Source organism: Streptomyces sp. CBMA156 (assembly GCF_014596515.1).
In the GTDB taxonomy this organism is placed as follows: Bacteria; Actinomycetota; Actinomycetes; order Streptomycetales; family Streptomycetaceae; genus Kitasatospora.
In genome coordinates, this window is sequence record NZ_MSJQ01000018.1 from 1 (window position 1) to 12,539 (window position 12,539).

Sequence of the window (12,539 nt, forward strand, 5' to 3'; positions counted from 1 at the left end):
CATATCCCTCCACACCGAGCCCTCCCGGGACGCCCTCCTCGCCGGCGTCGCCGCCGGAGCCCTGGAGGCGGCCCTCATCCTCGACCTCCCCGGGCCGCTCGGCGCCCTCGGCTTCCCCCTGCCGCCCCCCCCCCCCCCCCCCCCCCGCCCCCCCCCCCCCCCCCCCCCCCCCCCCCCCCCCCCCCCCCCCCCCCCCCCCCCCCCCCCCCCCCCCCCCCGCCCCCCCCCCCGCCCCCCCCCCCCCCCCCCAGCCCCGCGCCGTCCGGGCCTGCGATCAATGTCACATCGGCGTCGAGCGCGGCGACGTCGCCCCGCCCGTCGTCCAGCGCGAACAGGAACTTGCCGGAGAGCCCGGCCGCCCAGCCGCTCGCGCACAGTCGCGCGTCCAGTTCCCGCACCCAGGCCTGCACATCGGCGGCTCGGGAACCGCCTCCCGAGGCGCCTCCGGAGGCGGTTCCCGAGCCGGTTCCCGAGGCGATCCCGGCGGCCTCCTCGACCGCGCCCAGTCCGGCCAGCGGCGAGGCGACGATGTTGCGGACCCGCTCGTGGGTGTCCGAGGGCAGCAGGGCGACGGCGCGCAGCCGCTCGGCGAGTTCGGCCGCGCAGTGCGAAGCCAGGCCGCGCAACTGGACGTTGCCGCGCGAGGTGGTCTCCAGCTCACCGTCACCGAGGGCCTCGGACGCCTCGGCCAGCGCCAGCGCCTGACGGTCCGTCAACAGGCCGCCGGGCAGGCGGATCCGGGCCAGGGCGCCGTCGTCGGCCGCATGCAGACGAAGCGCCCCGGGGCAGGCGTCCGCACGCCCCCGGTCGGGCACCTCCCGGTCGGGTCCTGCGGCGCCCGGCGCGGTGGCGTCGGGTGTCGGTGGCATGGCGGCGAGCATACAGATGATCCGATCGCTTGCCTCCGTCCGCTGCATCACACCCCGGCCTCGCGGCCCGCCCCGCGCGTCGGCGTCCGAAAGCTCACCCTCCCCCAGGTCAGCCGCACCCCGTACGATGCTGGCGGGCGGCCCCCGCGGGCCGTCCGTACGCCAGCGACGGCGCAGGGGAGGAAACCGGTGCGAACCCGGTGCGGTCCCGCCACTGTGACCGCGGTTCACCGGTAGACCGGTCGGCCCGCGGAAGCCAGGAACTCCTGCCGTCCTCTCACCGGCCCGGGGCGCGGACCCCGAGGAAGGCAGAAATGTCCCAGCGCTGTCGCATGCCCGCGCTCGCGTCCCCGGCCGCCACCGCGGCCGTTCCGGCCACCGTCACGACCGCTCCGGTCGACGCCCCGGCCGTCCAGGCCGCCACCGCGGCCGACCCGGCCCAGATCCCGGCCACCCTGGCCACCGAAAAGGCCGGGAGGGCCTTCGCATGATCCTGCTGCTGTCGACGTCCGACACCGACCTGCTCAGCGCCCGCGCGTCCGAGGGCCCGGTGCGCTACCGGCTCGGCAACCCGGCCCGGCTCACCCCGGACGACCTGCCCGCACTGCTGGAGGGCACCGAACTCGTCGTGGTCCGCCTGCTCGGCGGGCGCCGCGCCTGGCAGGAGGGCCTGGACGCACTGCTGGCCGGCCCCCGCCCGGTGGTGGTGCTGACGGGTGAGCAGGCCCCCGACGCCCAGCTGATGGAGCTGTCCACCGTCCCGGCCGGCATCGCCGCCGAGGCGCACGCCTACCTCGCCCACGGCGGCGCGGCCAACCTGGCCGAGCTGGGCGCCTTCCTCTCCGACACCGTGCTGCTGACCGGCCACGGCTTCGCCCCGCCCGCCTCCGCCCCGGCCTGGGGCCCGCTGGAGCGCGAAGCCCGTACGAGCGAGGGCCCGACCGTCGCGGTGCTCTACTACCGCGCCCACCACATGAGCGGCAACACCGCCTTCGTGGAGACCCTCTGCCGGGCCGTCGAGGACCGGGGTGCCCGGGCCAGGGCCTACTACTGCGCCTCGCTGCGCGGCGCCGAGCCCGAGCTGCTCGCCGCGCTCGGTGAGGCGGACGCGATCGTCACCACCGTGCTCGCGGCCGGCGGCACCCGCCCGGCCGACGCCCAGGCCGGCGGCGACGAGGAGGCCTGGGACGCGGGCGCGCTGGCCGCCCTCGACCGCCCGATCCTCCAGGCGCTCTGCCTCACCTGGTCGCGCGCCCAGTGGGAGGCCAGCGACGACGGCCTGTCCCCGCTGGACACCGCCACCCAGATCGCGGTGCCGGAGTTCGACGGCCGGCTGATCACCGTCCCGTTCTCCTTCAAGGAACTGGACGAGGACGGCCTCACCGTCTACGCCGCCGACCCGGAGCGCGCCGCCCGGGTGGCCGGCACCGCCGTCAAGCACGCCCGGCTGCGGTACATCCCGGCCGCCGAGCGCCGGCTCGCCCTGGTGCTGTCCGCGTACCCGACCAAGCACTCCCGGGTCGGCAACGCCGTCGGCCTGGACACCCCGGCCAGCGCGGTGCGGCTGCTGGAGCGGCTGAGCGCGGAGGGCATGGACCTCGGCGACGACCTGCCCGGCTTCCACACCCGCGCCGACGACGAGGGGCACGAGGGCGACGCGCTGATCCACGCCCTGATCGCGGCCGGCGGCTACGACCAGGACTGGCTCACCGAGGACCAGCTGGCCCGCAACCCGGTGCGCATCCCCGCCGCCGACTACCGCCGCTGGTACGCCACCCTCCCGCAGGGCCTGCGCGAGCACGTCGAGGAGCACTGGGGCCCGGCCCCCGGCGAGCTGTACGTCGACCGTTCGCAGAACCCGGACGGCGACATCGTGCTGGCCGCGATCCGCTCCGGGAACCTGCTGGTGCTCATCCAGCCGCCGCGCGGCTTCGGTGAGAACCCGGTCGCCATCTACCACGACCCCGACCTGCCGCCCAGCCACCACTACCTGGCCGCCTACCGCTGGATCGAGGCGGCCCGGGAGGACGGCGGATTCGGTGCCGACGCCGTGATCCACCTCGGCAAGCACGGCAACCTGGAGTGGCTGCCCGGCAAGACCGCCGCGCTGTCCGCCGAGTGCGGCCCCGACGCCGTCCTCGGCGACCTGCCGCTGGTCTACCCGTTCCTGGTCAACGACCCGGGCGAGGGCACCCAGGCCAAGCGCCGCGCCCACGCCACGCTCGTCGACCACCTCGTCCCGCCGATGGCCCGCGCCGACTCCTACGGCGACATCGCCCGCCTGGAGCAGCTGCTGGACGAGCACTCCAACATCGCCGCGATGGACCCGGCCAAGCTGCCCGCGATCCGCGCCCAGATCTGGACGCTGATCCAGGCCGCCAAGCTCGACCACGACCTCGGCCTGGCCGAGCGCCCCGAGGACGACGGCTTCGACGACTTCCTGCTGCACGTCGACGGCTGGCTCTGCGAGGTCAAGGACGCCCAGATCCGCGACGGCCTGCACGTCCTGGGCCAGGCCCCGGCCGGCACCGACCGGGTCAACATCGTGCTCGCCATCCTGCGCGCCCGGCAGATCTGGGGCGGCGTCAGCGCGCTGCCCGGGTTGCGCGAGGCGCTCGGCCTGGACGAGTCGGCCCCGACCCTGGGCGCCACCGACGCGGCCGAGGCCGAGGCCCGCGCCCTGGTCGAGGCGATGGAGGCGGAGGGCTGGGCGCCCGAGGCGGTGGAGAAGGTCGTCGTCGGACTGCCGGAGGCCGTCCGGGACGCCGTCCGCGAGGTGCTGGCCTTCGCCGCCACCCAGGTGGTGCCTCGTCTGGCCGCCACCACCGACGAGCTGGACGCCGTGCTGCACGCGCTCCAGGGCGGCTTCGTCCCGGCCGGCCCGTCCGGCTCGCCGCTGCGCGGCCTGGTCAACGTGCTGCCGACCGGCCGCAACTTCTACTCGGTCGACCCGAAGGCCGTCCCCAGCAAGCTCGCCTGGGAGACCGGCCAGGCGCTCGCCGCCTCGCTGGTCGAGCGCTACCGCGCGGACAACGACGGCGCCTACCCGCCCTCGGTCGGACTCTCGCTCTGGGGCACCAGCGCGATGCGCACCGCCGGCGACGACATCGCCGAGGCCTTCGCGCTGCTCGGCGTCCGCCCGGTCTGGGACGACGCCTCCCGCCGGGTCACCGGTCTGGAACCGATCCCGCTGGCCGAGCTGGGGCGCCCGCGCATCGACGTCACGCTGCGCATCTCCGGTTTCTTCCGGGACGCCTTCCCGCACGTGGTCGCCCTGCTGGACGACGCGGTGCGCCTGGCCGCCGCCCAGGAGGAGGACGACGCGGACAACTTCGTCCGGGCCCACGTCCAGGCCGACCTCGCGGTCCACGGCGACGAGCGCAAGGCCACCGTCCGCGTGTTCGGCTCCCGCCCCGGCACGTACGGGGCCGGGCTGCTCCAGCTGATCGACAGCCGGGACTGGCGCACCGACGCCGACCTGGCCGAGGTGTACACGGTCTGGGGCGGCTACGCGTACGGCCGCGGGCTGGACGGGCGCCCGGCCCGCGAGGAGATGGAGACCGCGTACAAGCGGATCACCGTCGCCGCGAAGAACACCGACACCCGCGAGCACGACATCGCCGACTCGGACGACTACTTCCAGTACCACGGCGGCATGGTGGCCACCGTGCGCGCCCTCACCGGCAAGGCGCCGACCGCCTACATCGGCGACTCGACGCGCCCGGAGACCGTCCGCACCCGCACCCTGACCGAGGAGGCCGCCCGCGTCTTCCGCGCCCGGGTGGTCAACCCGCGCTGGATCGAGGCGATGCGCCGCCACGGGTACAAGGGCGCCTTCGAGATGGCCGCGACGGTGGACTACCTGTTCGGCTACGACGCCACCACGGGCGTGGTCGCGGACTGGATGTACGAGAAGCTGACCCAGGAGTACGTGCTCGACCCGGTCAACCGGGAGTTCCTCGCGGGCGCCAACCCGTGGGCGCTGCACGGGATCAGTGAGCGACTGCTGGAGGCGGCGAGCCGCGGACTGTGGGAGCAGCCGGACCCGGAGCTGATCGCGCAGTTGCAGGCCGCGTTCCTGGAGACCGAGGGCGACCTGGAGGGCGGCAGCGAGGACTGAGGCCGGGCGAGGCGACCCGGGGCGTGCCGACAGCAGGCCCCGGGTCGCGGCGTGCCCATCGCAGGCCGCCCCGGGCCGATCGCTGCACGGCTCGTCGTTTCTGACAGACCGCACGTTCGATCGGTGCCATGGGTGCCATCAGTTCCATCGGTGCCGTCCGTTCCATCTGTTCCGGAGATGGCGTTCTCTTCACCCGTTCGGCCGATCGGCGTACTGGTGGTGCACGCCGTCCAAGCGGACAATACGGGTCATGTCGCGTCGCTCCGCTCCCACCAGCCCGGCCCTGAGCACGCCTGCCGCCGGGGAACGGGAGCCGCACCCGCCGCACCCGTACCGCGCACGGATCGGTGCGCTGGCCGCCGGGGCGGTGCCGGTGCTCGCCTTCCCCGCACCCGGGCAGGCCTGGCTGGCCTGGGTCGCGCTCGTCCCCGGACTGCTGCTGATGCAGCGGGCGCCCTCGGGGCGGGAGGCGGCGGTGCGCGGCTGGTGGTTCGGCGCGGGGTTCATCCTGACCGCGATGTACTGGCTGGTCCCGTCCATCGGGCCCGGGCTGCCGGTGCTCGCGGTGCTGTTCGGGGCGCTCCAGGGCGCCGTCGGGTACGCCGTGCACCGGCTGCTGCACCCGCGGCTGACCGCCCGTCGGGCGGTGCTCGCGCTGGCGGTCGTGCCGGCGGTCTGGGTGACCACCGAGTACGCGCGTTCCTGGCCCGCGCTCGGCGGGCCGTGGGCGCTGCTCGGAGCGACCCAGTGGCAGCATCCGGCGGTCCTCGCGCTGGCCTCGGCCGGCGGGATCTGGCTGGTCAGCGCGGCGGTGGCGGCCGTGAACACCGGGGTGCTGATCGCGCTGACCGCGGTGCACTGGCGGCCGCGGGCCGTCGCCGCCGGGGCGGCCGTGCTGGTGCTCGCCTCCGGCCCGCTGCTGTTCGCGCTGCGCGAGGCGCCCGCCGGGGACGGGGCGGTTTCCGTGGCGCTGGTCCAGCCCGGCATCGTGGAGGACCCGCAGGCCAGGTTCGACGCGAGCGCGCGGATCACGGCCGGGCTGGTCGGACAGCCGGTGGACCTGATCGTGTGGGGCGAGAGCAGCAGCACCGCCGACCTGGACCGCGACCCGGCCGCGCTGGACGCGCTGCGCGGACTCGCCGCGACCACCGGCGCCCAGGTGATCGCCGGGGAGGACGCGCGCAAGGCGGACGGACGGATCTCCAAGGACGCGGTGCTGGTCTCCCCCGGCGGTGTGGTGGACCGCTACCGCAAGATCCGGCTGGTGCCGTTCGGCGAGTACATCCCGCTGCGGCCGGTGCTCGGCTGGATCGCCGGGGTCAGCCGGGCGGCGGGCGAGAACCGGGCACCGGGCACCGCGTTCCACGTGCTGCCGGCCACCGACCGGACGGGCGCGCCGCTGCCGGTCGGGGCGCTGATCTGCTTCGAGTCGGCCTTCCCCGACATGGCCCGCACCGCCGCCCGGGACGGCGCCAGGGTGCTGGTCTACCAGTCCTCGACCTCGACCTTCCAGCGCACCTGGGCACCCGAGCAGCACGTCTCGCTGGCGGCGATCCGGGCCGCCGAGACCGGCCGGCCGGCCGTGCAGGCCTCGCTGACCGGCGTCTCGGCCGCCTTCGACGCCCAGGGCAGGGAACTCGCCCGGCTCGGTACGGACGGCACCGGCGTGCTGACCGTCCGGCTGCCGCTCACCGCGCCCGGCACGGTGACCTGGTACGACCGGATCGGCGACGTGGTGCCGCTGGGGGCGCTGCTGGTCACGGCGGGGGCGGCAATGGCGGCGGTAACGGCGCGGACGGGGCGGCGCGCGCGGGTCGGGCGGGTCGCCGGCCGGGCGGGTCGGTGGGGTCGGACCCGCCAGTAGGGCCGGCCAGTTAGGCCGGCGCGGTTCCGGTCAGCCCTCGGCGCCTGCGGTGTAGACGCCGAACGCGGCGCCCTGGGGATCGCGCAGCACCGCGATCCGCCGGCCGCCCGGCACACCGGTGGCGGGCATCAGCACGTCCCCGCCGAGCGCCAGGGCCCGGCTGACGGTGTTGTCGACGTCGGCGACCGCGAAGTACGGCAGCCAGTGCGGCGGCACCTGGGGCGGGAAGCGGTCGTCCATCGTCAGCATGCCGCCGAAGTCCCGGCCGTCCAGGCCCCACTGGGGGTAGTGCTCGGACGGGGCGACGGACCAGCCGAAGACCGCCGGGTAGAAGGCGAGGGCTCCGGCCGGGTCGCGGGTGAGCAGTTCCACCCAGCCGAGCGAGCCCGGCTCGTTGAACACCCCGGCGCCGCCGAAGGCGCGGGCCTGCCAGAGGATGAGCACCGCGCCGGACCGGTCGGCGGCCACCGAGAAGCGGCCGAAGTCTGACGCGTCGGTGGGGTCCTTCAGGATCCGGCCGCCGGCCTCCCTGACCCTCGCCGCGGTGGCGTCGGTGTCGGCCACCGCGATGCAGACCGTCCAGGCGATCGGCTGCTGCGGCGCGTAGCGCGGGGTGATGGCGGCGGCCGGGGCGTCCCCGACCAGCATCTGGGTGTAGTCGCCGTCCCCGGGGCGTGCCGTGTCGTCCACCCGCCAGCCGAACAGCTCGGTGTAGAAGGCCCGGGCGGCGGCCGGATCGGAGGTGCCCAGCTCGGTCCAGCAGGGGGCGTTGGTGGTCACGGAGGTCTGCTTCATGACGTCTGTCCTCGCAGCTTGCTCGGGAACTCCCGGGTTTTCCCCGCGGTTCTCCCCGCCCCGGCCCCCGCACCGCTGGCCCCAGCATGCGGGGCGGGGGCGGAGGGTGGCGGGCGCTGGTGGGCCGAACGGGGCGGGTGGGGACGGACGAACAGATGACAGCTGACAGATTTCGAAATCTGTCAGCTGTCATCTGTTCGTCCGTCGGCTGTCATCTGTCAGCCGTCGCCCGCCGGCTGCCGACTGCCGGTCGCCGGCGGCCGCCGTCAGCCCCGCGCGGCCCTCGCCACCGGGATCCACAGCTCCGCCTCGGCATCGCTCGTCCCCGGGACGGGCCGGGTCCGGAGGATCTCCGGGCCGGGCCGCGCCTCGTACGGGTTGGACGGGAACCACTGGGCGGCCACGTCCCCCCACATCTCCTGCAGGGCCTGCGGGAACGGCCCGGTGTTGGTGAACACCGCCCAGGTGCCGGCCGGCACGTCGAGCACGTCCAGGCCCGCCGGGACGACGACGTCCTCGCGCGCCACCACCGCGTGCCAGTAGTCGAGTTCGGACCCCTCCTCGCGGTTCGGCGAGAAGTCGTCGCTCACCGACACGATGCCGTCCGGCTCGTCCCCCGACAGAGCGGCGATCCGCTGAACCGTCTCCGCTTCGAGCCCCTTGATGAACTCGGCGATCCCCGGGTTGATCCCCAGGTAGATCAGGGTGACCCGGGCCTTCCTGCCGACGATCCGGAAGTCCGGCTTCTCGACGATCCGGTATTCCATGCTGCTGCTTCCCTCCACGATGAGTCGGAAGGACATCCGGGGCTGCGAGACGAGCACCGCACCGTCGCGCCGGGCCTCCCCGGGCCCGACGCCGTGCATGGCCCGGAACGCCCGGGCGAAGGCCTCGCCCGAGGAGTAGCCGTACCGGACCGCGATGTCGAGCAACGTCCGCCGGTCGTCCAGGATTTCCGCCCCGGCGACGGTCAGCCGCCGGCGCCGGACGTACTCCGACAACGGCATCCCGGCGAGCATCGAGAACAGCCGCCGGAAGTGGTACTCCGACGTCATCGCGATCCGCGCCAGCCCGGCCACGTCGACCTCACGGTCCAGGTCCTGTTCGATCCGGTCCATCGCCCGGTTCAGGTGCTCCAGCACGTCGACCCCGTCCTTCCCTTACCGACATCCACCGTAGGAAGGACTCACCCTGCCGCACCCGACAATCGGTGCCCGCTCCGGTCGGGCACCGATCGCCGGGTGGCGGTGGTCAACGGCTCAGATCACGCCCTGGGCCAGCATCGCATCCGCGACCAGCTCGAAGCCGGCGATGTTCGCGCCGACCACGTAGTTGCCCGGGTGGCCGTAGCGCTCGGCGGTGGTGAAGCAGGAGTCGTGGACGTGCTTCATGATCCCGGCCAGCCGCTCCTCGGTGTGCTCGAAGGTCCAGGAGTCGCGCGAGGCGTTCTGCTGCATCTCCAGCGCGCTGGTCGCGACGCCGCCCGCGTTCGCCGCCTTGCCCGGGCCGAAGGCCACGCCGGCCTCCTGCAACACCCGCACCGCCTCCGGGGTGGTGGGCATGTTGGCGCCTTCGGCGACCGCCAGCACCCCGTTGCGCACCAGGGCGAGCGCGTCGGCCTCGGTCAGCTCGTTCTGGGTGGCACAGGGCAGCGCGACGTCACAGGGCACGCTCCACACACCCGGGCCCTCGACGAACCGGACGTGGCTGCCGCGCAGTTCGGCGTACTCGGAGACCCGGCCGCGCCGGACCTCCTTGACCTCCTTGAGCAGCGCGAGGTCGATGCCCTTCTCGTCCACCACGTAGCCGGAGGAGTCGGAGGCGGTCAGCACCGTCGCACCGAGCTGCTGCGCCTTCTCGATCGCGTAGATCGCGACGTTGCCGGAGCCGGAGACGACCACCCGGCGCCCGTCCAGGCTCTCGCCGCGGCTGTGCAGCATCTCGGCGGTGAACATGACGCAGCCGTAGCCGGTGGCCTCGGTGCGGACCTGCGCGCCGCCCCAGCCGAGGCCCTTTCCGGTGAGCACGCCGCTCTCGTACCGGTTGGTGATCCGCTTGTACTGGCCGAAGAGGTAGCCGATCTCCCGGCCGCCGACGCCGATGTCACCGGCCGGAACGTCGGTGTACTCGCCGAGGTGGCGGTACAGCTCGGTCATGAAGGACTGACAGAACCGCATGATCTCGGCGTTCGAACGACCCTTGGGGTCGAAGTCGGAGCCGCCCTTGCCGCCACCGATGGGCAGACCGGTGAGCGCGTTCTTGAAGATCTGCTCGAACCCGAGGAACTTGACGATCCCGAGGTTCACCGACGGGTGGAAGCGCAGCCCACCCTTGTACGGGCCGAGAGCGCTGCTGAACTCCACCCGGAAGCCGCGGTTGACGTGGATGTCGCCGGAGTCGTCGGTCCACGGCACCCGGAACATCAGCTGCCGCTCGGGCTCGCAGATCCGCTCGATGATCCGGGCGTCGAGGAGTTCGGGGCGGTGGGCGAGCACCGGGGCCAGGGTCTCCAGCACCTCGTGGACGGCCTGGTGGAACTCGTCCTCGCCCTGGTTGCGGCGGATCACGTCCGCGTAGAGCGCCGCTATCGCGCGCTGCTCGGCGGCGAAGTCTGCGGACGAAGAGGCGGGGGTGGCGGGGGTCGTCGGCATCTGATCAGGACCCTTCCGTGGTCGTCGATGGGCTTGCGCAGCGTTCCCGTGGGCCGGGGGGACGTGCCCAGGGAACGGTGGAAGTCTCGCAGTGTCCACACCCCGGTTTCCGCACCATCCACATGCTGGAAGCCCTGGTGGGAACGGACGGGGCTGGTGGGGCCCTGTGGACCTCCGCAGTCGGGCCCGGTCCCACCGGTCCCTAGTTGTTCAAATTGGAACTACCTAGTACGGTCGATCTCCGACCCACCACGATCCATCCGGGTCCGATCGACCCCACCTCGATCCGGTACGCCCCGGTCCTGCTCACATCCGACCGTTCGCCCCGGTTCGTCCACCACCGATCCACGGAGGCCCACCCATGCCGCAGCCCGGCTCCGCCACGGTGCGCTCGCGTGTGCGCATCCCGCTGACCTTCCCCGACGGCTTCCGCGCCGAGGCGGAGGTCTTCACCTTCCGCGGCCTCGCCGACGGCGCCGAACACCTGGCGCTCGCGCTCGGTACGGCCCCCGAGGGCGGGACGCCACTGGTCCGGCTGCACTCCGAGTGCCTGACCGGCGACGTCTTCGGCTCCGACCGCTGCGACTGCGGGCCGCAGCTGCGCGAGTCGGTGGAGCGGATCAGCGAGGCCGGCGGGTACCTGCTCTACCTGCGGCAGGAGGGCCGAGGCATCGGGCTCTACAACAAGCTGGACGCGTACGCCCTCCAGGACTCCGGCCTTGACACGTACGACGCCAACACCGCGCTCGGCCTGCCCGAAGACGGCCGGGACTACACCGCCGCCGCCCAGATGCTCGCCGCGCTCGGCGCCACGGACATCGACCTGCTGAGCAACAACCCCGACAAGGCGGCGCAGCTGGCCGAGCTGGGGGTGACGGTGCGGCACCGGGTGCCGACGGGCGTGCACCTGTCGGCGAGCAACATCCGCTACCTGCGGGCGAAGGCGGAGCGGACGGGGCACACGATCGAGCTCTCCCGGCTGGTCGGCTGAGCGGTCGGACGGTCCCGCGGCCGGCGGCCGGCGGCCCGCACGGTCGGCCGACCGCTACCGGACGTCCGACGACAAACGACGGCTGACAGAGTTCAACCAACAGATAACAGCTGACAGATTTCGAAATCTGTCAGCTGTTATCTGTTATCCGTCACCTGTCAGCCGCCCGCCGTCACCCGCGCCCGGCCCGCGCCCACACCGTCCGCAGCCCCCCGTACACCGCCAGCGGCAGGGCCACCAGCAGCGCGGCCCAGAACGCCCCGTGCCCCCACACCCCGGCGATCGCCCGGAACAGTCCCTCGAACACCGGGATCCGCAGCGCCTCGACCGGCCCGAGCGGGCCCGGCCACGCCCCGAGGAAGAGGGTGGCCGGGATCCAGAGCACGAACAGGACCCGGGCCGTGGCCGGCGTCCCGAGGGTGCTCACCAGCGACACCACCGCCAGCAGGAGGACGAATCCGGCCTGGTAGGCCGCACCGGTCTGCCCCGTCCCCCAGGAGTCGGGCGTCCGGTGCACCCCGGTGGCCGCCAGCCGGACCTCGACCGCCGCCCACAGCAGCAGCACCAGCACCGCCGTCGTCCCGAGCGCGAACCGCACCCGGTCGCGCGCCCCCGCGCCGCCCGTCCCCCACCGGCCGGACGAGCCGTTCCGCACCCGCTCGGCCCCGGCACCAGCCCCCGCGCCTGCCCCCGCGCCGACGGACGCGGACGACCGCGCCGCGTTCCGCGCGTCCAGCCGCCGCCAGGCCTCCCGGACCTCCCTGCGGGCCTCCTGGGCGGGCTTCAGCAGCCTCCCGGCTCCCCGCTCAATCAGCGCGAGCCCCGCCACGATCGCCACCACCGCCGCGATGCCGGCCCAACTCCCCATCCCTCCCTCGAACATGACCACCCGCTCGGCCACCGGCTGCGGCGCCTCCAGCGCCGTCATCGGCGGTCCGAGCCGCAGGTAGCCGATCGCGAAGGCCCCGGCCCCGGTCAGCAGCGCCGTGCCGACGCCCACCCGGGCGGGGAAGAAGGCGATCACGGCGGCCGCGACGAAGCCCGCACCGAGCTGGCTGACCACCTGCCGGGCCGCCTGGTCGCCGGCCGTGCGCAGGTGGCCCCCGAAGGCACCGGTGGGCGAGATGTCGAGCTTCTCCCCCGCCTGGACCGGATGGCGCAGCACCGCCCCCGCCCACAACAGCAGCCCGAAGGCGAGGAGCAGCAGCACGACGGCCCCGGCCCGGCGCGGCAGCGCGGTGCGGGCGTG

Annotated in this window: 7 protein-coding genes, 2 pseudogenes and 1 riboswitch; of the genes and pseudogenes, 4 read left to right on the forward strand and 5 right to left on the reverse strand. The window is 74.2% G+C overall.

Going from position 1 to position 12,539, the window contains the following annotated elements; all coding sequences use genetic code 11:
* Positions 1 to 236: 236 nt before the first annotated feature.
* Positions 237 to 881: pseudogene (locus BU198_RS01100) on the reverse strand (hypothetical protein); the annotation flags it as partial.
* A 167-nt stretch (positions 882 to 1,048) separates the two neighbouring features.
* Positions 1,049 to 1,135: riboswitch (cobalamin riboswitch) on the forward strand.
* A gap of 48 nt (positions 1,136 to 1,183) precedes the next feature.
* Here BU198_RS01100 and BU198_RS01105 point away from each other — a divergent pair.
* The 3 genes from BU198_RS01105 (at position 1,184) to lnt (ending at position 6,853) form a co-directional block, all read left to right on the forward strand.
* Positions 1,184 to 1,360, forward strand: a complete 177-nt coding sequence (locus BU198_RS01105) for a hypothetical protein (protein WP_188294900.1) — start codon at positions 1,184 to 1,186, stop codon at positions 1,358 to 1,360.
* Positions 1,357 to 4,989, forward strand: coding sequence for a cobaltochelatase subunit CobN (gene cobN / locus BU198_RS01110; protein WP_188294901.1), 3,633 nt, complete (start codon positions 1,357 to 1,359; stop codon positions 4,987 to 4,989). Before BU198_RS01105 ends, cobN begins: the two co-directional genes overlap by 4 nt.
* A gap of 250 nt (positions 4,990 to 5,239) precedes the next feature.
* Positions 5,240 to 6,853, forward strand: a complete 1,614-nt coding sequence (gene lnt, locus BU198_RS01115) for an apolipoprotein N-acyltransferase (protein ID WP_223243746.1) — start codon at positions 5,240 to 5,242, stop codon at positions 6,851 to 6,853.
* 30 nt (positions 6,854 to 6,883) lie between these two features.
* Here the strand turns inward: lnt and BU198_RS01120 are convergent, their stop codons facing one another.
* From BU198_RS01120 to gdhA, 3 genes are all read right to left on the reverse strand, one after another.
* On the reverse strand, positions 6,884 to 7,648 hold the full coding sequence (locus BU198_RS01120; protein ID WP_188294902.1) for a VOC family protein: 765 nt from the start codon (positions 7,646 to 7,648) through the stop codon (positions 6,884 to 6,886).
* 266 nt (positions 7,649 to 7,914) lie between these two features.
* Entirely contained in the window at positions 7,915 to 8,790 is an 876-nt protein-coding gene (locus BU198_RS01125; RefSeq protein WP_188294903.1) for a GyrI-like domain-containing protein, read from the reverse strand.
* Between the two features lie 117 nt (positions 8,791 to 8,907).
* Entirely contained in the window at positions 8,908 to 10,299 is a 1,392-nt protein-coding gene (gene gdhA / locus BU198_RS01130) for an NADP-specific glutamate dehydrogenase (protein WP_188294904.1), read from the reverse strand.
* Between the two features lie 361 nt (positions 10,300 to 10,660).
* Between gdhA and BU198_RS01135 the strand changes: the two genes are divergently transcribed.
* Positions 10,661 to 11,290, forward strand: coding sequence for a GTP cyclohydrolase II (locus tag BU198_RS01135; RefSeq protein ID WP_188294905.1), 630 nt, complete (start codon positions 10,661 to 10,663; stop codon positions 11,288 to 11,290).
* 172 nt (positions 11,291 to 11,462) lie between these two features.
* Here BU198_RS01135 and BU198_RS01140 read toward each other — a convergent pair.
* Positions 11,463 to 12,539 (reverse strand): annotated as a pseudogene (locus BU198_RS01140) (hypothetical protein); the annotation flags it as partial.